Below are 20,595 nucleotides of genomic sequence, written 5' to 3'. Positions count from 1 at the left end.
TCCCCAAAACTGTCGCAGCCTTATCTGCTTCATCGAAGAGCGATCTGAAAGGAAGAGCAATGTCCGCCGAAGCCACGCAAAATGCAGCCAACAAACGCGATCTTGTTATTGCAGGTGGCGGCTACGTCGGCCTTGTGACTGCTGTTGCTGTCAAATCCGCAGCCCCGCATCTTTCCGTAACCGTCATTGATGGCGCACCCGCAGGCGCATGGAAAAATGACCCGCGTGCGTCTTCCATTGCCGCTGCCGCCTCACGCATGCTTGATAAGCTTGGCTGCTGGCAGGAGATTGTCACAGATGCTCAGCCAATCACTGAGATGGTCGTAACAGATTCCCGCACCTCTGATCCCGTGCGTCCGGTATTTCTGACATTCGCTGGCGATGTTAATCCCGGCGAGCCCTTTGCGCATATGGTCGAAAACCGCGTTCTTAACACCGCCCTTCACAGACAAGCGGATAAACTCGGCATCACGTTCATTGAAGGCATGAGTGTAGAGAATTTTGAAACGCTACCCGAATCCGTCACCGTCACTTTGGCCAATGGCGAAACAATCTCCACGCGCCTGCTGATTGCCGCTGATGGCGCGAAGTCGCGCCTGCGTGATATTGCAGGCATCAAGACCGTTAACTGGGACTACGATCAATCGGGCATCGTCTGCAACGTCGCCCATGAACGCCCCCATGGAGGCCGTGCCGACGAACATTTTCTGCCTGCTGGCCCATTCGCTATCCTGCCGCTGAAAGGCAATCGCAGTTCGCTCGTCTGGACAGAACGCACAGCGGACGCCGAGCGTCTCATCCGGGAGGATGACTTCATCTTTGAAACAGAACTCGAGCAGCGTTTCGGCCATCGCCTTGGCGCACTGACGGTTGAAGGCCCGCGCCGCGCCTTCCCACTCGGCCTCACGCTGGCGCGCGAATTTGTAAAACCACGTTTCGCGCTTGTGGGCGATGCAGCCCATCGTATTCATCCAATCGCCGGTCAAGGTCTCAACCTCGGTTTCCGCGATGCCGCAGCCATTGCAGAAGTAATTGTCGAGACAGACCGCCTTGGCCTCGACATCGGCTCCTTTGCGGCACTCGAGCGCTATCAAGCATGGCGTCGGTTCGACACGGTTCAGATGGGTGTCACCACTGATGTGCTGACCAAGCTCTTCTCCAACGACAATCCGGCTGTGCGCACCATTCGCGACATTGGGCTAGGTCTCGTGGATCGCGTGCCAAGCCTCAAATCGTTCTTCATAAAACAAGCCGCAGGTCTTTCGGGGGATACCCCGCGTCTGCTGCAAGGAGAAGCGATTTAAGCTTCTCACGACCACTGGAAAAAGCTTCCACGTCTGCTAAAAAAGCAAAATAGAATATAGGCGTGGGGGCCTTGGGGCATGCATACCAATAAGCGGTTGATCGATGTGATCCTGCAGGCACAGGCAGGCTTATGGACAACGGCACGTGTTCACAAACTGTCTAAAATTGCGGGCGCGCTTGCCATTATTACCGCTATGGCAGCAGCCGTCATTTATTCAGCCGTTAAGCCTGACAATAATTGGGATATGATCCCCTATATCGCGACAGCACTGGAAAACCGCTATCCCGATGCAAACGCGCTACATACGGAAACATGGCGGCAAGTCGCCGAAGTTGCATCAGAGGGCGAACTGCTCGCTTTGAAACAAGATGGAGACTTTCGAAGCGCTCAGTGGGAGAGCCCGGATAGCTTCAAGTCACTATTGGTCATGTATCGCGTCAAGGCCGGCTATATTCAACTGCTGCGCTGGCTTGAGCCTTACACCGGCCTGGCTCGTGGTGGCCACCTCATCAGCATTGCGGCCTCACTTGCGATTGGGCTGCTCATGCTTTGGTTGCTCGCCAGCTATCAATCGCTTCAGGCTGGCCTCATCGTTGGCCCCGTTCTTTTGCTGGCCGGGTATGGACCAATATCGTCAGCTGTATTTCCCGATATCACCATGGCAGCGCTTTCCTTCGCTGCCATTTTTGCCATTCTGCGTAAGCGTGACTGGCTGGGTGCGATGCTACTCGTGCTTTCCTTCACAATCCGTCCAGACAATATTATCATGATATTCGCTCTGCTGATCACAGCATTCCTGTTCGGCTGGCGAAAACTTCCATTGCTGATCGCCTTCGCCGTGTGCATCGTGGCTGGCTTAATGATGGAGAAAACTGCGGGGCATCCCGGCTGGTGGGCACACCTCTATTTCACCTGCATTAATATGCCAAACTCCATGACGGGTTTTAACCCGGACTTTTCGCTCGTCCTTCTGATCAAAGCCTATATTCGAGGCATCATACTCGCACTTTATCTCGAAAGCTGGCCCTCCATACTTCTGATAGCACTGGTCGCATGGATCGCGATGGCGAGAGCTGGGATCAAGACCAATATACCGCGATTGAATGGCGTTATCTTCGCCATGGTCATCGGTATTCTCGGAAAATTTGCTTATTTCCCGATGCCCTACGATCGCTTCTTCTTCAACATGATTATTATCATGGTTCTCATGCTTTCACTGGCATGGGCAGACGATACAAACCGTAAGATTGTCCATAGCTGACACTGGAACGCATCTGAATACGCCCTATGTGGTTTTTAAACCCAACAGAGGAGTTTCATCATGGATAGAAAAGCAACAGCCGTCTGGAAAGGCACGCTCAAAGAAGGCAAAGGCACGCTCAATACACAGAGCGGTGCTTTGAAAGATCTGCCTTATGACTTCAAAGCGCGCTTCGAGGATGAAAGCGGTCGCGCTGGTACCAATCCAGAAGAACTGCTGGGTGCAGCCCATGCAGGTTGCTTTGCGATGAATCTCTCAGCACATCTGACGCAAAATGGCACTCCGGCAGAAAAGCTGGAAGCAACAGCGGCGGTCACAGTGGTTCCGGCATCCGGTGGCGGTTTTGAGATTACGCGCAGTGCTTTGACGCTTAATGCAACCATTCCCGGCATATCAAACGACGATTTTCAGAAGCTCGCTGAAACAGCAGAAAAGACCTGCCCACTTTCTAAGGCGCTTGGTGCTATCGAAGTAACGCTGGACGCCAAACTGGTGTGATAAAATAAAAGCGGGCATTGCCCGCTTTTTTCATTCCGGCAGATGACAGACTGCTTCGATGTTATGGCCGTCAGGATCGGTCACGAAAGCCGCGTAATAATCGGGGTGGTAATGTTCGCGTATTCCCGGCTTGCCATTATCTTTTCCGCCTGCGGCAAGCGCCGCTTCATAGAAGCGGTCCACTTCAGACCGTGTTCCCGCTGAAAAGGCCACATGCAGAACACCCTCGAGTTTTGCACCCTTCTGTTTGCCGATCCAGAACTCTGGCTTGCCATTGCGGCCATAGCCGACCCAGTCACCGAATTCCATAGCACGCGAAATACCGAGCGGTTTGAGCGCGGCATCATAGAATGCACTGGACTTTGGCATGCTGGAAATATTGAAGCCGATATGATCAAGCATGATGAAACCTTCAAACGAGGAGTAAACTTCTGCTTTCTGATCAGATATGGGCAACACGAAAAAATCAAGTATCAGCCAGATCTTCCGCAAAAGAAAAGGGAGGCAAAACCTCCCTTTAATACAGTATTTGACTGCCGCGATTACACGGGGCGTTCAACCATCATCTTCTTGATTTCGGCACAAGAGGCGTTGAGGCCACAGGCCGAAAGGGAAACAAAAAGGCGATCGCCGCGATTATACGCGGCGCTCAACCATCATTTTCTTGATTTCGGCACAGGAGGCGTTGAGGCCACAGGCCGAAAGGGAAACAAAAAGGCGATTGCCGCGATTACACGCGGCGCTCGACCATCATTTTCTTGATTTCGGCAATCGCCTTGGCAGGGTTAAGACCCTTCGGGCAGGTTTGCGCGCAGTTCATAATCGTATGGCAGCGATAGAGACGGAACGGATCTTCGAGATTATCGAGACGTTCGCCCTTGGCTTCGTCGCGGCTGTCGATCAGCCAGCGATAGGCCTGAAGCAGAACAGCTGGTCCGAGATAACGATCGCCATTCCACCAATAGCTTGGGCACGAGGTCGAGCAGCAAGCGCAGAGAATGCACTCGTAAAGACCATCGAGCTTCTGACGATCTTCGTGGCTCTGCAACCATTCCTTCTGCGGCTCTGGCGAAACCGTCTTGAGCCATGGCTCAATCGAACGGTGCTGAGCGTAGAAGTTGCTGAGATCAGGCACCAGATCCTTCACAACCGGCATATGCGGCAGCGGGTAGACCTTGATGGAACCCTTGATCTCGTCCATGCCCTTGGTACAGGCAAGCGTGTTAGCGCCATCGATGTTCATCGCGCAAGAACCGCAAATGCCTTCACGGCACGAACGGCGCAGCGTCAGCGTCGGATCGATCTTGTTCTTGATGTAGAGAAGACCGTCGAGCACCATCGGGCCGCAATCATCGCGATCGATATAATAAGTATCGATGCTTGGATTTGCGTCGTCATCCGGCGACCAGCGATAAATGCGGAACTCCGTTACATTCTTGGCACCATCTGGACGCGGCCAGGTCTTGCCTTCCTGCATACGGGAGTTTTTGGGAAGTGCGAGTTCAACCATTGCTCATTCCCTCGATCAGTAAACGCGCTTTTTCGGCGCGATTTTGGCCAGATTGATGCCGCCTTCTTCCTCGGTCGTCAGCGGATCGAGATGAACAGGGCGGTAATCAAGCTTCACGTCGCCATTTGGCGACAGCCAGGAAAGGGTGTGTTTACGCCATTCGGCATCATTACGGTCCGGGAAATCCTCATGCGCATGTGCGCCACGGCTTTCCTTGCGTGCTTCAGCCGAAACAACGGTTACCATGGCGTTTGCCATCAGGTTTTCCAGTTCCAACGTTTCAACCAGATCAGAATTCCAGATCATTGAGCGGTCAGAAACCTTAATGTCCGGCAGTTCTTTCCAGATTTCGGCCATACGTGCCACGCCCTGCTTGAGCGATTCATCCGTACGGAACACGGCAGCATCTTCCTGCATCGTGCGCTGCATCTTTTCGCGCAGTTCTGCGGTTGGCGTATTGCCGTTCGCATAGCGAAGACGATGGAAACGATCCATAATCTTGTCGCACGCAGCCTCGTCAATATCCGGAATTTTTGCAGCGCGATCGATGACTTCGCCAGCGCGGATTGCAGCCGCACGGCCAAATACCACCAGATCGATCAGCGAGTTGGAGCCAAGACGGTTTGCACCATGCACCGATGCGCAACCAGCTTCACCCACGGCCATCAGGCCCGGCTGAACGCGATCTGGGTCTTCCTTGGTTGGGTTAAGCACTTCGCCCCAATAATTGGTTGGAATGCCGCCCATATTGTAGTGAACCGTTGGCAGAACCGGGATCGGTTCCTTGGTCAAATCCACGCCTGCGAAAATCTTGGCCGACTCGGAAATCCCCGGCAGACGTTCATGCAGAACAGCCGGATCAAGATGGTCGAGATGCAGATAAATATGATCTTTGTTTTTGCCAACGCCGCGACCAGCGCGGATTTCCATGGTCATGCAACGCGAAACAACGTCACGCGAAGCCAGATCCTTGGCGGACGGTGCATAACGCTCCATAAAACGCTCGCCTTCGGAATTGACGAGATACCCGCCTTCACCGCGTGCGCCTTCAGTAATCAAGCAGCCTGCGCCGTAAATGCCGGTGGGATGGAACTGAACGAATTCCATATCCTGAAGCGGAAGGCCTGCGCGAGCAGCCATGCCGCCACCGTCGCCAGTGCAGGTATGCGCGGATGTTGCCGAGAAATACGAACGACCATAACCACCCGTCGCCATAACCACCATTTTGGCGGAGAAGCGATGAATTGTGCCGTCATCAAGGTTCCATGCAACAACGCCCGTGCAGACGCCATCGGTCATGATCAGATCAAGCGCGAAATATTCGATGAAGAACTGCGCATTGTTTTTCAGTGACTGACCATAAAGCGTGTGCAGGATCGCATGGCCGGTACGGTCAGCAGCGGCACAAGTACGCTGAACTGGCGGACCATCACCAAAGTTCTGCATGTGGCCGCCGAATGGACGCTGATAAATCTTACCTTCTTCGGTACGCGAGAACGGCACACCGTAATGTTCAAGCTCGTAAACCGCAGCAGGAGCCTCACGCGCCAGATATTCCATCGCGTCCGTGTCACCCAGCCAGTCCGATCCCTTAACGGTATCGTACATATGCCACTGCCAGCTGTCCGGGCCCATGTTTTTCAGCGATGCTGCAATACCGCCCTGCGCTGCAACCGTATGGGAGCGCGTTGGGAAAACCTTGGTGATGCAGGCAGTTTTCAGGCCCTGTTCGGCCATGCCAAGCGTTGCGCGCAGGCCGGCGCCACCGGCCCCCACCACGACAACATCAAACTTGTGATCAACGAATGTGTAGTTCTTTTCGCCCGCAGCACCAGCTGCATTATTTTGTGCACTAGCCATCGGGCTATCAACCTCCGAAGCTCAGCTTGAGGATCGCGTAAACGCAAGCCACGCCCACAACCACCGTGAAGAAGGTGTTGAGCATAACCAGCAGGACCTTCAGGCCTTCGCCGTGAATGTAATCTTCAATAACAACCTGCATGCCAAGACGCATGTGGTAAACACCGGTCAGCACGAACAGCGCCATCACCAGAGCGGTGAAGGGATGCGCCAGAACGGCTTTCACTTCCGCATAGCTTGCGCCATGCAGCGAAATGACCAGACCGACGAAAAACAAAACCAGCGGAACGAGCGCTACGGCACTCATACGCTGAAACCAGAAATGGCCGGTGCCTTCCTTGGCAGACCCCAAACCGCGAACTTTGCCGAGAGGTGTACGCATATCGCTCATGTCAGAACTCCTTTCAGCGCACTACGAAAGCAACAACCCAGACAAGGATCGTTGCAGGCAGTGAGAAGGCCAGTGTCAGCCAAGCGATCTTACTGGCTGTGTGCTTTTCCAGTCCGGCACCCATGTCCCAGATGAAATGGCGCACGCCGCCAGCCAGATGGTGCAACAGCGCCCACGTATAGCCAAACAGTACAATATAGCCGATCCACGAATTGTAGACCCAGCTCACAGTATTGAAAGCGTCTTCACCGATTGCAGCGGCAATCAGCCAAGCAGCGAGAAGAATGGTTCCGAAATAAAGCGCAACACCCGTGATACGATGGATGATCGACATCGTCATCGTGATCTTCGGTCGATAAATCGACAGATGTGGCGACAAAGGACGCTGACGCGTAACGGTCGGTTGTGTCATGGCTTTCGTGGGCTTCCCTGACGTTTCCACCCGCTTCTCCATGTGCCGGTTTTGTCTGGCATGATGAAGCAGATGCGGGCTCATTCGGAGCCCGGTTCGATGTCGTTCACAGCGCAAGGAAACGGAACTGTTCGATCCTGCGCCAGCACGACCCAGAAAATGTGTCTAGATCGTGTCGCACGACCCTATGTGGCGCTTTCTACTGCGCTTTCACCACCACGTCAAAGAAGCTTTTTCACGAAAAGACTAACAATTGGTCGCACCCGGACGACACTTTCGCGTGATTTAGGAATTCAAACGATTGAAGTCCCGTGTTTGGCAAAACATGTGTAATTTCATCCACTTTTACAGATGAAACTCAGTTCCCGAAGCGAATCACATAGCTGGACCAGTCAGCAGCCGTGGCGACTTGTTCGTAGAGCTTGCGGCCATCTTCCGGCACGCGCGGCGCATTGAGCACAAGCTTCGACCAACTGCGCTCTTCGGCTTTGTCAGCCAGCACGTCAATCAACGCCTTTGCTATGCCTTTGCCGCGATGATCATGATGGACGTAAATGTGATCCACCTGTCCTGCACGCGAACCAGAGACCGGTTCTGGCAGATCGAAGAAAATGACAAAGCCAACGAGATCGCCGTCAACACGCGCACCAAGAATTTCGGTCGCACGATCCTGCAACAGATGCTCGGCATAAAAATCATCTGGGCGGCGTGGAGCACCACGCTTCAATGCCTGCGCATAGCTTGCAAGCAAAGGCGAGAACTCATGCGCATCTCGCAAATGCAGCAGCGCAATATCGACGGCATGATCTGTGGTCATTTCGGTCTTTTCCTCCAAGTACATCCCCAAGAAGGGAGTGGGGCGATTGTAGACAACAGCTCGTCCAAAGGTAAAGCATGTCAGCATAATTCAACGTGTTTTATCGGGCTCTGTTTGCACCACGCATTTCGACGACATTGTCATCAAGCATCATCGGCAAGGCCGTGCGAACGCAATTGCGACCATTTTTCTTGGCTTCATAAAGTGCTGCGTCAGCGCGCTTGTAGACATCAGAGAAAAAGTCATCAAACTCCATCTCCGTCACACCGAAACTAACCGTGAAGTTAACTTCACCAACAGAAGCTGGCAGAGAAATATCGGCACAAGCCAGCCGCGCGCGCTCCGCAAAACGCCATGCTGACTGGATCGTATGACCGGGCAACAGAACTGCAAATTCTTCTCCCCCCATACGGGCTGCAATGCCACCCTTCGCCGCTGCCGAGCGACGCAATTCATCGGCAAATACAGCAATCACACGATCACCCAAAGCATGTCCATGGGTGTCGTTAATGAGTTTAAAGTAATCAATGTCGCAGACGATCAGAGACAGTGCCTGCCGCATACGCTTGGACTTTTCAATCGCAGCTTCCGCTCTGAACTCAAAGCCGCGCCGGTTAAGAAGTCCGGAAAGCTGATCGGTCTCCGAACGCAGCGTCACGTCGGAAATCAGCTCACCCATGAGGCTCAAAAGCAAAAGTAAACCACCAGCGACCGAAAGTCCGGCACCAATCGACTGGACCAAAAGCGCATAGTCCGTGCGAATGTAATCATCCGGCGATGCACCAACACCACCAACCAGATTAGCCAGCACAGGCTTAATCAGAAAATGAATTGCGCTCACCGTAAACAAGCCCGCCATCAGGCCATCAAGAGCCCCCCAGGCGCGGCCAAAAGGTCTTGTACGGGTTCGACTGCTTGTTCGGCTATGGATCACAATCCAGGCTGCAAGCATAAGAATCAAAAAATACGGCAATTGATAGAGAATACGACCCAGCATTTCACTGCGGGCAATATCGTAAATACCGTAGATTAGTACCACTGAACCTATTGTAAGAATCCCCAGCGGCCACCAGGGAACAGGCACAGAATACATGCGTGCAACGCCGACAACGAGAAATGACATCGTCACGAAGTACACAATAAATGCCAGCATATAGCCAAGTTTCTGACTTGGAATTGAAGGCATCAGCAGTTCGGTGAGAAAATAAAGCATCGCGAAAATGAAGCCGATGCCAAAAACCGGCGCCGCACTGTTGTCACGCGCATAGGCCGCAATACCGAAAAAGGTAAGCGCAAACAGGCCGGAAACCGTCATGTTTATCAGCAGTATGAACTCAGCGCCGTCCATTCATATTTTCCCGCATATATGCCTGCCAGCACATCACAATATAAGCCCATTGCAATAAAACATAATACACTGAAAGCATGAAAAAGGAGCTAATTTAGAGTCTCACCAGCAATACCATAAACAAAAAAGCCGCCGGATTACTCCGACGGCTTTGGTATTCATGGAATAGAAAAATTAGTTCCAGTCGCGAATATCGACAAAATGACCGGCAATTGCCGCAGCAGCTGCCATAGCTGGCGACACGAGATGCGTGCGACCTTTGAAGCCCTGACGGCCTTCGAAGTTACGGTTTGAGGTCGAAGCGCAACGTTCGCCCGGCTTCAAACGATCGTCATTCATAGCAAGACACATCGAGCAGCCCGGCTCACGCCAATCAAAGCCTGCTTCGATGAAAATCTTGTCGAGACCTTCAGCTTCCGCCTGCTCCTTCACAAGACCGGAACCTGGAACGATCATGGCACTGACGCCCGCGGCAACTGTCTTGCCAGCAGCCATACGTGCCGCATCGCGCAGATCTTCAATACGACCATTGGTGCAAGAACCGATGAAAACACGGTCGATCTTGATGTCGGTCATCTTGGTGCCCGGCTTCAAACCCATGTAATCAAGCGCACGCCACTTCGATGCACGCTTGGTTTCGTCCTTGATCTCGTCCGGGTTCGGAACGATGTCAGTTACAAAGACCACGTCTTCCGGCGAAGAACCCCAGGATACAACCGGCGAAATCTTGGCGGCATCCAGTTCAACGATGTTGTCGAAATGCGCGCCTTCATCCGAATGCAACGTCTTCCAATAACCAATGGCCTGTTCCAGCGCTTCGCCCTTTGGCGCGCGTGGCTTGTCAGCGACATAAGCAAAAGTTGTTTCGTCCGGCGCGATAAGACCAGCGCGCGCGCCGCCTTCAATCGACATGTTGCAGACGGTCATGCGACCTTCCATCGACAGCGAACGAATGGCGCTGCCTGCATATTCAATCACGTAACCGGTTCCGCCTGCGGTACCGATTTCACCGATGATCGCAAGTGTGATGTCCTTGGCGGTAACGCCTGCGGCCAGTTCACCCTCAACACGCACCAGCATGTTCTTGGCTTTTTTCTGAATCAGCGTCTGGGTTGCCAAAACGTGCTCGACTTCCGATGTGCCGATACCGTGCGCAAGCGATCCGAAAGCGCCGTGGGTCGATGTGTGGCTATCACCGCAAACAATCGTCATGCCGGGCAGCGTAAAGCCCTGTTCCGGACCAACGATGTGCACAACACCCTGACGCTTATCGCGTTCAGAATAATATTCAACGCCGAAGTCGGCTGCATTTTTAGCAAGCGCTTCAACCTGAATACGGCTTTCTTCGTTCTTGATGCCGTTTACGCGGTCAGGCGACGTTGGAACGTTATGATCGACAACGGCCAGTGTTCTCTCAGGATGACGCACCTGACGTCCAGCCATGCGCAGACCTTCAAAAGCCTGCGGGCTTGTCACTTCGTGCACAAGATGGCGATCAATATAAAGGAGGCAGGTACCATCGTCCTGCTGATCCACTACATGGTCGTCCCAGATCTTGTCATAAAGTGTACGCGGCGCGCTCATTGCGAGAGTTCCTTTGAATAGTTCTTAATTGGCTGTCATATGCACCCGCCGCAGCATTTCGTCAAGAAAGCGCAACCGCAACAGGGTGTCGCAGTAACAATCTTGCGCAATATTGGCGGAATTATGCAATATGTTACGCAGGCTTTTGAATTTTGCAAATAAAAAAGGCGGTCCAAAGACCGCCTTTTTCAGATTCATGCGAAAACTGGCTTATTCAGCAGCAGTCTTTGCAGCTTCTGCCTTAGCAGCAGCGGCCTTATCGGCTTCGCGTTCTGCCTTGGTGCGGTTGTCTTTTTTCTCAGCAATACGTGCAGCCTTACCGGTGAGGCCACGAAGGTAGTAAAGCTTCGCGCGACGGACCTTACCGCGGCGAACGAGTTCAACACCTTCTACGATTGGCGAGTAAACTGGGAATACGCGCTCTACGCCTTCGCCGTAAGAAATCTTACGAACCGTGAAGCTTTCATTGATGCCAGCGCCGGAACGCGCAATGCAAACGCCTTCATAGGCCTGGACACGAGTACGCGTACCTTCGGTAACGCGAACCTGAACGCGAACGTTGTCGCCTGGCTTAAAATCTGGAAGCTTGCGCTTTTCTTCAATCTTTGCTGCCTGTTCGGCTTCAAGCTGACGAATAATATCGACCATCGTCTGATTCCTCTACGAATTATTCTCAAACAGCCAGAGCGCTCTGCACTTACCACCAAGCATCTTTGGCCTTGTGGTTATGCCTGAAAAATCAGGCAGGAGCGGTGCACCATTTATTAGTTAAAAGACGTCGGGTTTTCCCGAACTGGCGCGGCAATACACCATTGCGCGCATTGAATCAATATCACGGCTCAGATTTCGCTATTTCCCGCCAATGCGTCCGAGATGCGTATCCTGAAAACTGGTTCCATACTTGAGACCGAAACCGAGGGCACGATCAATACCAATATGAACCGCCCAGATAAGCGCAACAGCGAAGCAAAGCGGCCAGCTCATCACCCAGCCAAGCACTGCCACGAGCACAACACCGATCCAGCTATGCGCGATGTTATAAATGATCGCACCCGTGCGCGGACCTTTGAGATAGGCAAAGAACGACAGATCCGGTGCGAGGATGAGAATCGCAAATAGCCACCAGCTCACGCCACTTACCCAATAAGCACCCAGCGCCAGCAGCGCGAGTGAAAGACTTTCGAGCCGCTGGATCAGATTCATTTGCGTTTGCCCTCGCGATAAGTGTCCCAAAGGTCCGGACGCCGTTCCTTTGTAATGCGTTCTGCCTGCGCATGACGCCATTTCGCAATGGCACCATGATTGCCGGATGTCAGCACATCCGGGATTGCACGGTCTTCCCAGACTTGCGGGCGTGTATAATGCGGATGCTCAAGAAGCCCGGTCTCAAAACTTTCCGTCTCACCCGATTCCTGATTGCCCATCACACCAGGCAAAAGCCGCACAATGGCATCAAGCAATACAATAGCCGCTGTCTCTCCACCTGAGAGAATATAATCACCAATCGAAATCTCTTCGAGTTGGCGGCCTTCGATCACTCGCTCATCGACGCCTTCAAAACGACCACAGAGAATGATGGCTCCCGGACCGTCAGCCAGTTCACGCACGCGCTTTTGCGTCAATGGCGCCCCGCGCGGGCTCATCAGCAGCATAGGGCGGTCATCAGCAACCGAATCGAGTGCACGCGCCACCACGTCCGCCTTCATAACCATGCCAGCGCCGCCACCCGATGGCGTGTCATCGACCATGCGATGCTTGCCTTCGGCAAAATCGCGGATCTGCACCGTATCAAGCGACCATGTATTATCAGTAAGCGCCTTGCCTGCCAGCGATACACCCAGCGGTCCCGGAAACATTTCGGGATAAAGGGTTAGCACCGAGGCATGAAATCCCTGCTTATCTGTGTCAGGCAGATCGTTCATGACTTCTTTGGCCGCTTCTGTTCTTTTTCAGGTCTATCGCGCTCATTATCCGGATTGTCATCGTCGTCGGCAATAAGCCCCGCAGCATACGGATCGACACGAATAGTACCCTTATCGAAATCGATTTCCGGCACTGCGGCTTCCGTAAAAGGAATTAGCATCGGGCGCTTTCCCTTGAGACTCAGCTCGATCAGATCGCCAGCACCAAAATCAAAAAGGGCACTGACAATGCCATAAGACTTGCCTTCAGCATCAAAGGCTTCAAGACCAATCAGATCAGTCTGGAAAAACTCGTCTTCATCAAGTTCTTCATCATGGAGCTGCGAACGGTCGATGAAAAGCTCGGTGCCGTTCAATGCTTCGGCAGCGTTGCGGTCATTAACGCCTTTGAAGCGAACCACAACCACAGTCTTGGCCGAACGTGCTTCAAGCACTTCATAGGCCTTGCCCTGCGCATCATAAAGATGGCCATAATCAGCAATGGAAAGCGGGTCATCGGTAAATGTCTTGACCCGAACTTCGCCACGTATGCCATGAGCGGCTCCGATGACGGCAAGCTGGATCGGGTTTTCTAGGCGCGACATGAATATTTCCGTAATTGAAGGACTATTTTCTATCGCTTACTCAATTTCCCATGAAAACGCCAAGAAAAACGAAAAGCGGTAAGTTTACCGCCCGGCAACCTATCGCTGGCAAAGTGTACGCAGCCCAACTCAAGTAGCGAATCCCGACCATGACGCGCAAAAGCGAATTCCTTATCCCTGCCCGCGCAGATCTTGCAGCTGCACGCGAGGAATGGCTGAAAACGCTCAAAGATATGCGTCGTCTTTCGGAAAATACGCTGGAAGCCTATGAGCGCGACACGCGCCAGTTTCTGCAATTCATGACCGGACACCTCGGTGAACCGCCTTCGATTAAGGACATCGGCAGTCTGCGCGTCGCTGATCTGCGCTCCTATCTCGCAAACCGCCGCAGCGATGGGGCTGGTGCGCGCACATTGGGGCGTGGCCTTGCTGGTGTCCGCTCCCTGCTTAAGCACCTGGAAAAGCGCGGTCTGGTGAATGCCGCTGGTGCCACCGCCATACGCGCACCGCGCCAGCCAAAATCACTGCCAAAACCGCTGACCGCAGAGGATGCCCGCAAGGTTGTCGCCGCCGATGGTCAGATGGCAGAAGAGCCTTGGATTGCCGCCCGCAATGCTGCCGTTCTGACATTGCTTTACGGCTGCGGCCTTCGCATTTCCGAAGCACTGGGCCTTGCAGGTGATGCATTGAGCGACGCGTCTGCGCTATCCATCACGATCACGGGTAAAGGCGGCAAATCCCGCATGGTGCCACTGCTTCCCGCAGTCCATCGCGCTATAGCGCAATATCGCGAACTCTGTCCGTTTGATCTGTCTGCTGACAAGCCTTTGTTTCGGGGAGCCAAAGGCGGCGAGCTTCATGCAGCCATCATCCAGCGCGAAATGCAAAAGCTGCGCGCAGGTCTCGGCCTTCCTGACACCGCAACGCCCCATGCGCTGCGTCATTCCTTTGCCACGCATCTGCTGGGCCGTGGCGGCGATCTTCGCACCATTCAGGAACTGCTCGGACATGCGAGTCTCTCAACCACGCAGGTCTATACCGGCGTCGATAGCGCAAGGCTTCTTGATGTTTATGACAAAGCGCATCCCCGCGCTTAATCTAGGGTGCCATCTTGCGCTCACCATCCTATATTCACCTTATGAAAAAGCTGTTCTTTGTTTTTGCCTGTGCTCTTGTCGTCAGTTCCGCACATGCCAGCGCTGAAAGCAGGCAAGCCACCTGTACTCCACACGGCGTCAATCTTATTGACGGTCTGGACAAAAAAGACCCAAAACTCTGGGCCGAGCTTCAGAAAGAAGCGAGCGAAATGCCCAATCACAAGGGCATCTTCTGGAAAATCGAGAAGGATGGACTCAAGCCATCCTATTTGTTCGGAACCATTCACCTAAGCGATCCGCGCGTGATGGCCCTGCCCGATGCGGTAGCAAAGGCCTATGATGATGCAGATGCGATTGTCGTCGAAGCAACCGATATTACCGACCCAAAAGCCTTTCTGCGGGTTAAACTTGAGCAGCCGGAACTGATCCAGTTCACAGATGGCTCAACGCTACAATCGCATCTGCCACAGGACCAGCTCGAAGAAATCGATAAGAAACTGGAAGCGCGCGGCATCATTCTTGGTGCCGTTGGCAAGATGAAACCATGGATCATCACAAGCCTGCTTGCACTTCCCAAATGCGAAAGACAGAGAAAACTCGAAGGCGCGGACTTCCTCGACGGATACCTGATCACAGAAGCTCAGGATCAGGGCCGGACGGTCCTCGGCCTTGAAAACGCGGTCGAGCAGCTTGAGGCGATGAACAGGCTTCCGCTTGATTTTCACATCCGCAATCTGATTTCTAGCGCCCAATTTGGCGATACGATTGAAGACGCCATGGAAACCACGATTGCGCTTTATCTTCAAGGCGAAACCGGAATGGTCATGCCAGCATTGCGCAAGATTGTGCCCGATGGGCTTTCAGAAGACGATTACGAGCTTTTCCAAAAAGTGTTGCTGACAGACCGCAATCATATCATGGCAAAGCGTGCAGCACCTATTTTGAGGAACGGCGGGGCTTTTGTTGCCGTTGGCGCATTGCACCTTCCCGGACAAGAAGGACTGATAGAACTCCTGCGTGCGCAGGGCTACACCATCACCGCACAGTAAACTGGAACAATTGCGGCGCGCTCGCGTTAAGTCTTCCAATGGTTGCAACCAACCGGAGGAGAGCAAATGGTTGACCCACTCGATCCCCGTAATGATCCTTTAAACAATCCGCGTCAGACGGACCCGCTTGCAAACCCGGTCGGACGGCCACCGCAGCCGAAAGGTGGCAGCGGTATGATGCTTGCAGTTATTCTGCTCGCCGCAATCCTCATTCTGGGCTTTTTCTTCTACAGAAGCGGGACAACAGATACGGCAGCGCCACCGCCGCCAGCGGCGCAGGGCGAAACCACGATGCCACCTGCGGCACCGCCAGCAACGCCACCTGCAGCAGCACCGGCACCAGTTGAACCAACAACACCGCCGCCGCCTGCACCACCGGCACAGAACTAATCATACGAAAAAGGCCCGCTTGCGCGGGCCTTTTATTATGGAACTGAAACCAGCAATTACATATGAATTGGCTTGGCGAAAGTCGCCAGCGCCGATTCACGAACGGCTTCCGACATGGTTGGGTGAGCGTGGCAAGTGCGTGCCAGATCTTCGGACGAACCACCAAATTCCATCAGAACCGCCAGTTCGTGGATCATTTCACCGGCATTATAGCCGAGGATATGCGCGCCAAGAACGCGATCTGTTGACTTGTCAGCAAGGATCTTCACAAAGCCATCCGTGTGCTGCATAGCGCGTGCGCGACCGTTGGCAGTGAACGGGAACTTGCCAATTTTGTATTCAACGCCAGCGGCTTTCAGTTCTTCTTCGGTTTTGCCGACAGAAGCGACTTCCGGCTGCGTGTAAACAACGCTTGGAATAACGTCGAAGTTTACATGTCCAGCCTGACCAGCGATGATTTCGGCAACTGCAATGCCTTCATCCTCAGCCTTGTGCGCCAGCATCGGGCCCTGAACCACGTCACCGATGGCATAAATGCCTTCGACATTGGTGCGCCAGTGACCGTCAATCGCAACGCGACCGCGATCATCGACATTCACGCCAGCTTCCTGAAGACCCAGACCATCCGTGTAAGGACGACGGCCAGTCGAAATCAGAACTGCATCGGCTTCGATGGTTTCTGCATCGCCACCCTTAACCGGCTCAAAGGTCACTTTTGCACCCTTAGCCGACTTTTCAACGCCAGTTACTTTCGCGCTAAGCTTGAAAGCAATGCCCTGCTTCTCCAGCAGACGCTGGAACTGCTTCGACACTTCGCCATCCATCGCACCAAGCACCTTGTCGAGATATTCAACGACAGTCACTTTCGCGCCGAGACGCGCCCAGACCGAACCAAGCTCAAGACCAATCACGCCACCGCCAACAACAACGAGATGCTCTGGAACCTTGTCGAGCGCAATTGCGCCCGTCGAAGACAGAATGACCTTCTCGTCAATATCGACCTTAACGCCCGGAATGCCAGCGACGTCCGAACCGGTTGCAATGATGATGTTCTTGGCTTCAATTTCCTGAACACTGCCGTCTTCGGCAGTCACAGAAACCTTGCCCTTGGCAATGACCTTGCCGGTGCCTATGAAAGCGGTGATCTTGTTCTTCTTGAACAAGAATTCGACGCCCGAGGTATTCGACTTAACGGTCGCATCCTTATGCGCCATCATCTTTTCAAGATTGAGCTTCGGCTTGCTGATTTCAACGCCGAGCGTGTCGAATGAATGACCGGCTTCGGCAAAGACTTCAGACGCATGCAACAGCGCCTTGGAAGGAATGCAGCCAACATTGAGACAGGTGCCGCCAAAGGTCTTGCGCTTTTCCACCACAGCGACCGATAGGCCGAGCTGTGCGGCCTTGATTGCAGCAACATAGCCGCCGGGGCCGGTACCAATGACAACCACATCATAAGACATTGAACTATCCTTCTTACGTCTGAGCCACTCCCGGCTCGTCAATTATTTTCAACCGGAAATCCGGTCATTCCTCAGGTGTGCAGGATTTAAAGCGGAAGCTTTCAAACTGAAGCGGCTTTTCCGGCTTCGCTGCACCAAAATCATATCCATCAAGCGCTGTCACAAGATCAGGAAACAGAATTGCCTGCGCTGCTGGCTCGTCGGCCTTGGGCAACACATCGGCTTCCGCACCTTCTTTCAGCGCATAAACAACGCTCTGCCAGAGACTGCAATCATCGAGATCTTCCGGCTCCGTGCCGCCATTCTTGCAATTATAGGTGATCAGCGCATACGGGCGCGCAATCCCCTCTTCCGGCCAGATCACAAGACCCGTCAGCTTAAACTCCGGCTTGTCATCAGCAGTGATTGTGAATTCATTGGTGGGTGCTGGGCTCATCTTGAGCGCATTCGACTGCGCCTCATGGAAGGTGAGGGTGTAAGCATCGCCCTGATCGCGATAAGTCGCGCGGTTCTGTGTACAGGCGGCCTGAACGGCGCTCGAGAAAACCGTCACAGCAAGCGCTGATGCAGCCACCACTTTGAAAAGCTTCTTAACGTCATGCATCTGTCGGTTCTCCTCAATCGTCCGGCAGCGATTACTGCGCTTTAGCGATGGCAAGTTTGAGACCAAGCGCAATGAAAACCACGCCGCTTGTTCTGTCGATCCATTTTGAAGCACGCGAGAACACGGCACGCATTTTTGGCGTCGTCATGAAAAGGCTGACACCGATGAACCACGAAATCAATGCCGAGGCCATCACAACACCATAGCCTAGCTTCACTTCATTGGGGGTGTGAAGGCTGACAACGGTCGAGAAAATCGAAAGGAAGAAGAACACGGCTTTTGGGTTCAGCGCATTGGCAGCGAAACCAAGGCTGAACGCCCGAACTGCGCTCTGCGCGGCGCGTGGTTCCTGTTTGCTCATATCCACATCGATCTTGGTTGTGCCTGCGCGCAACGCTTTAATGCCGATATAGACCAGATAGGCCACACCACACCATTTGACGATGTTGAACAAATAGATCGACTGCGAAATGATCAGCCCCAGACCAAGCACCGTATAAGTGACATGCATCATGAGTGCTGCACCAATACCAAAGCTGGTAATGATTGCCTCGCGACGGCCATGCATCAGCGACTGACGAATAACCATCGCCAGATCAGCGCCCGGCGAAACGATAGCGAAAACAAAGATCGCCATCAGGGATGCAAGTTCAAACAGATAGGGATGCATCACTTATCCTTCGCCCCGCATCGTCACGATGCAGGCAAGCATCAAAAAACCAGATTGAAAAACATGAGTGCAAGCCCGGCCAGCGAACCAACCCAGACCAGCGAGCGGATATACGGGATACCCGCCAGATAAAGCGGCACATAGACGATGCGGCAGATAAACCATATCCATGCACCATAAAGCCCGAGAGTTGCCGCATCGCCTTTAAACACAAGGCCCAAAGCGAGCGCAACAAATGCAGGATAAGTCTCGCGGAAATTATTGGAAGCGCGTTCCGCACGACCGGCCAGATGACCAGAGGCTTTCAAGCCATTATCGCGCGGACCCGCATTCCATTTGGAGCCGAGCTCCCTCGTCACCGTCCAGCCCTGCAGGAGGATATGAACCACCAGCAGAACGACACTCCAGCCAATCAGCGGAAGAAAAGACGACGCGGAAAGGATACCCGGCTCCATTATTTTTTACCTCAGAGCATTTCCAGCAAAAGCGCGAAGCGGTTTTGCGTAGGATAATGCGTTGCGATTAAAGATCGAGAACCAGACGTTCTGGATCTTCCAGGCTTTCCTTAACGCGAACGAGGAAGGTCACTGCTTCCTTGCCGTCAACGATACGGTGATCGTAGGAGAGCGCGAGATACATCATCGGACGGATGACGATCTGGCCGCCAACAACAACCGGACGATCCTGAATCTTGTGCATGCCGAGAATACCCGACTGCGGCGAGTTGAGGATCGGCGAAGACATCAGCGAGCCGTACACGCCACCATTGGTGATGGTGAAGGTGCCGCCCTGCATGTCAGCCATCGAAAGCGAACCATCGCGCGCAGCTTTCGCAAGACGACCAAGTTCCTTTTCAACGCCAGCGATTGAACGCTGATCGGCATCGCGGATAACTGGAACAACAAGACCCTTATCGGTGCCAACAGCCATGCCGACATGGGCAAAGTTCTTGTAGATGATGTCGTTGCCGTCAATCTCGGCGTTAACAGCCGGGATTTCCTTCAGCGCATGTGTCACAGCCTTCGTGAAGAAGCCCATGAAGCCGAGCTTAACGCCGTGCTTCTTTTCAAAAATGTCCTTGTAACGAGCGCGAAGCTCCATCACAGCAGACATATCGACTTCGTTGTAAGTCGTGAGCATTGCAGCGGTGTTCTGCGCGTCTTTCAGACGACGTGCAATGGTCTGACGCAGACGGGTCATCTTCACGCGTTCTTCGCGTGGTGCATCATCAGCCGATGAAGCAGGACGTGCCGCGGCCGCAGGAGCCTGAGCGACCGGAGCAGCCGACACACCCTTAGCGATTGCGTCGAGAACGTCGCCCTTGAGAACCTGACCGCGCTTGCCCGAACCATCAACCTGATCAGCTGACAGGCCTTTTTCAGCGAGAAGCTTGGAAGCAGCCGGTGCTGGCTGCATTGCCGGACCGGATGTCGAAGCAGCAGGCGCCGCCGCCGGAGCAGCAGCTGCTGCTGGCTTGGCTTCTTCCTTTTTCGGAGCAGGTGCAGAACCCGCGCCGGAAATCTGGCCGAGCAGTGCGTTCACTTCAACAGTGTCGCCTTCCTGCGCCACGATTTCAGCGAGAACGCCCGCAGCCGCAGCCGGAACTTCAATTGTCACCTTGTCGGTTTCCAGTTCCACCAGCGGTTCGTCAGCAGCGATTGTGTCGCCAACCTTCTTGAACCACTTTCCGATGGTTGCCTCAGTAACGGACTCCCCAAGCGTGGGAACGCGAATTTCGGTGGCCATGGTTTCTTCTTCCGTGATCTTCGATCTTTAGATTTATGTTCAATTCAGTAAGAAGCGGCTTTTCCAAACCGCTTCTTACTGAC

24 protein-coding genes are annotated in these 20,595 nt (G+C 53.6%); 7 read left to right on the top strand and 17 right to left on the bottom strand.

Features of this window, described 5'->3' with window-relative positions:
- The first annotated feature begins 59 nt into the window (after positions 1-59).
- From ACOZHT_RS05985 to ACOZHT_RS05975, 3 genes are all read left to right on the top strand, one after another.
- The gene (locus ACOZHT_RS05985; protein ID WP_339509009.1) at positions 60-1,304 is read left to right on the top strand and encodes a ubiquinone biosynthesis hydroxylase; all 1,245 of its coding nucleotides are present in this window, start codon (positions 60-62) and stop codon (positions 1,302-1,304) included.
- A gap of 78 nt (positions 1,305-1,382) precedes the next feature.
- Positions 1,383-2,567 carry a hypothetical protein gene (locus tag ACOZHT_RS05980; protein ID WP_421565373.1) on the top strand — a complete coding sequence of 395 codons (1,185 nt, stop codon included), beginning with the start codon at positions 1,383-1,385 and terminating at the stop codon, positions 2,565-2,567.
- Positions 2,568-2,627: 60 nt separating this feature from the next.
- On the top strand, positions 2,628-3,065 hold the full coding sequence (locus ACOZHT_RS05975; protein WP_339509011.1) for an OsmC family protein: 438 nt from the start codon (positions 2,628-2,630) through the stop codon (positions 3,063-3,065).
- A gap of 30 nt (positions 3,066-3,095) precedes the next feature.
- On the opposite strand, the gene ACOZHT_RS05970 is transcribed toward ACOZHT_RS05975, so the two are convergent.
- Positions 3,096-3,467, bottom strand: a complete 372-nt coding sequence (locus ACOZHT_RS05970; protein WP_339509012.1) for a VOC family protein — start codon at positions 3,465-3,467, stop codon at positions 3,096-3,098.
- On the opposite strand from ACOZHT_RS05970, the gene ACOZHT_RS05965 reads away from it, so the two are divergent.
- Positions 3,456-3,827, top strand: a complete 372-nt coding sequence (locus ACOZHT_RS05965; protein ID WP_339509013.1) for a hypothetical protein — start codon at positions 3,456-3,458, stop codon at positions 3,825-3,827. The two genes, ACOZHT_RS05970 and ACOZHT_RS05965, sit on opposite strands and share 12 nt — an antisense overlap.
- Here the strand turns inward: ACOZHT_RS05965 and ACOZHT_RS05960 are convergent.
- From ACOZHT_RS05960 to rimM, 11 genes are all read right to left on the bottom strand, one after another.
- On the bottom strand, positions 3,796-4,575 hold the full coding sequence (locus ACOZHT_RS05960; protein ID WP_007872174.1) for a succinate dehydrogenase iron-sulfur subunit: 780 nt from the start codon (positions 4,573-4,575) through the stop codon (positions 3,796-3,798). The genes ACOZHT_RS05965 and ACOZHT_RS05960 overlap by 32 nt on opposite strands.
- 15 nt (positions 4,576-4,590) lie before the next feature.
- Complete coding sequence (gene sdhA / locus ACOZHT_RS05955) at positions 4,591-6,435, bottom strand: succinate dehydrogenase flavoprotein subunit (protein ID WP_339509014.1); 1,845 nt, start codon at positions 6,433-6,435, stop codon at positions 4,591-4,593.
- Between the two features lie 7 nt (positions 6,436-6,442).
- Positions 6,443-6,826: a succinate dehydrogenase, hydrophobic membrane anchor protein gene (sdhD, locus tag ACOZHT_RS05950; RefSeq protein WP_339509015.1), complete on the bottom strand. Its 384-nt coding sequence runs from the start codon at positions 6,824-6,826 to the stop codon at positions 6,443-6,445.
- Positions 6,827-6,839: 13 nt separating this feature from the next.
- Positions 6,840-7,238: a succinate dehydrogenase, cytochrome b556 subunit gene (sdhC, locus tag ACOZHT_RS05945; protein ID WP_339509016.1), complete on the bottom strand. Its 399-nt coding sequence runs from the start codon at positions 7,236-7,238 to the stop codon at positions 6,840-6,842.
- A gap of 358 nt (positions 7,239-7,596) precedes the next feature.
- Positions 7,597-8,055, bottom strand: coding sequence for a GNAT family N-acetyltransferase (locus tag ACOZHT_RS05940; RefSeq protein WP_339509017.1), 459 nt, complete (start codon positions 8,053-8,055; stop codon positions 7,597-7,599).
- A 100-nt stretch (positions 8,056-8,155) separates the two neighbouring features.
- Positions 8,156-9,403, bottom strand: coding sequence for a GGDEF domain-containing protein (locus tag ACOZHT_RS05935; protein ID WP_339509018.1), 1,248 nt, complete (start codon positions 9,401-9,403; stop codon positions 8,156-8,158).
- Positions 9,404-9,577: 174 nt separating this feature from the next.
- Positions 9,578-10,987: a 3-isopropylmalate dehydratase large subunit gene (gene leuC, locus ACOZHT_RS05930; RefSeq protein WP_339509019.1), complete on the bottom strand. Its 1,410-nt coding sequence runs from the start codon at positions 10,985-10,987 to the stop codon at positions 9,578-9,580.
- A 210-nt stretch (positions 10,988-11,197) separates the two neighbouring features.
- On the bottom strand, positions 11,198-11,635 hold the full coding sequence (rplS, locus tag ACOZHT_RS05925; RefSeq protein ID WP_339509020.1) for a 50S ribosomal protein L19: 438 nt from the start codon (positions 11,633-11,635) through the stop codon (positions 11,198-11,200).
- A 201-nt stretch (positions 11,636-11,836) separates the two neighbouring features.
- Complete coding sequence (locus ACOZHT_RS05920; RefSeq protein ID WP_339509021.1) at positions 11,837-12,190, bottom strand: DUF4260 domain-containing protein; 354 nt, start codon at positions 12,188-12,190, stop codon at positions 11,837-11,839.
- Positions 12,187-12,909 (bottom strand): tRNA (guanosine(37)-N1)-methyltransferase TrmD, encoded by a 723-nt coding sequence (gene trmD / locus ACOZHT_RS05915; protein ID WP_339509022.1) that lies wholly within the window; start codon positions 12,907-12,909, stop codon positions 12,187-12,189. The genes ACOZHT_RS05920 and trmD overlap by 4 nt, the downstream gene beginning before the upstream one ends.
- Positions 12,906-13,493 (bottom strand): ribosome maturation factor RimM, encoded by a 588-nt coding sequence (rimM, locus tag ACOZHT_RS05910; RefSeq protein ID WP_339509023.1) that lies wholly within the window; start codon positions 13,491-13,493, stop codon positions 12,906-12,908. Before rimM ends, trmD begins: the two co-directional genes overlap by 4 nt.
- Positions 13,494-13,642: 149 nt before the next feature.
- On the opposite strand from rimM, the gene ACOZHT_RS05905 reads away from it, so the two are divergent.
- The 3 genes from ACOZHT_RS05905 to ACOZHT_RS05895 all read left to right on the top strand — a co-directional run bounded on the left by ACOZHT_RS05905 (position 13,643) and on the right by ACOZHT_RS05895 (position 16,029).
- A complete protein-coding gene (locus ACOZHT_RS05905; RefSeq protein WP_339509024.1) occupies positions 13,643-14,590 on the top strand; it encodes a tyrosine recombinase XerC in 948 nt (315 codons plus the stop codon).
- Positions 14,591-14,631: 41 nt separating this feature from the next.
- Positions 14,632-15,639, top strand: coding sequence for a TraB/GumN family protein (locus ACOZHT_RS05900; RefSeq protein ID WP_339509504.1), 1,008 nt, complete (start codon positions 14,632-14,634; stop codon positions 15,637-15,639).
- A 66-nt stretch (positions 15,640-15,705) separates the two neighbouring features.
- Positions 15,706-16,029 (top strand): hypothetical protein, encoded by a 324-nt coding sequence (locus ACOZHT_RS05895; RefSeq protein ID WP_339509025.1) that lies wholly within the window; start codon positions 15,706-15,708, stop codon positions 16,027-16,029.
- 56 nt (positions 16,030-16,085) lie between these two features.
- Here the strand turns inward: ACOZHT_RS05895 and lpdA are convergent, their stop codons facing one another.
- The 5 genes from lpdA to odhB form a co-directional block, all read right to left on the bottom strand.
- A complete protein-coding gene (lpdA, locus tag ACOZHT_RS05890) occupies positions 16,086-17,492 on the bottom strand; it encodes a dihydrolipoyl dehydrogenase (protein WP_339509026.1) in 1,407 nt (468 codons plus the stop codon).
- Between the two features lie 64 nt (positions 17,493-17,556).
- Entirely contained in the window at positions 17,557-18,096 is a 540-nt protein-coding gene (locus ACOZHT_RS05885; protein ID WP_339509027.1) for a hypothetical protein, read from the bottom strand.
- Between the two features lie 31 nt (positions 18,097-18,127).
- Positions 18,128-18,766, bottom strand: a complete 639-nt coding sequence (locus ACOZHT_RS05880) for a LysE family translocator (RefSeq protein WP_339509028.1) — start codon at positions 18,764-18,766, stop codon at positions 18,128-18,130.
- A 41-nt stretch (positions 18,767-18,807) separates the two neighbouring features.
- On the bottom strand, positions 18,808-19,221 hold the full coding sequence (locus tag ACOZHT_RS05875; protein WP_339509029.1) for an MAPEG family protein: 414 nt from the start codon (positions 19,219-19,221) through the stop codon (positions 18,808-18,810).
- A gap of 67 nt (positions 19,222-19,288) precedes the next feature.
- A complete protein-coding gene (gene odhB, locus ACOZHT_RS05870; protein ID WP_339509030.1) occupies positions 19,289-20,512 on the bottom strand; it encodes a 2-oxoglutarate dehydrogenase complex dihydrolipoyllysine-residue succinyltransferase in 1,224 nt (407 codons plus the stop codon).
- Positions 20,513-20,595 lie beyond the last annotated feature (83 nt).

The organism is Ochrobactrum sp. EDr1-4 (assembly GCF_049199085.1).
In the GTDB taxonomy this organism is placed as follows: Bacteria; Pseudomonadota; Alphaproteobacteria; order Rhizobiales; family Rhizobiaceae; genus Brucella.
The sequence above is the reverse complement of the archived record's forward strand: the minus strand, read 5'-3'. Positions and strand labels throughout refer to the sequence as shown.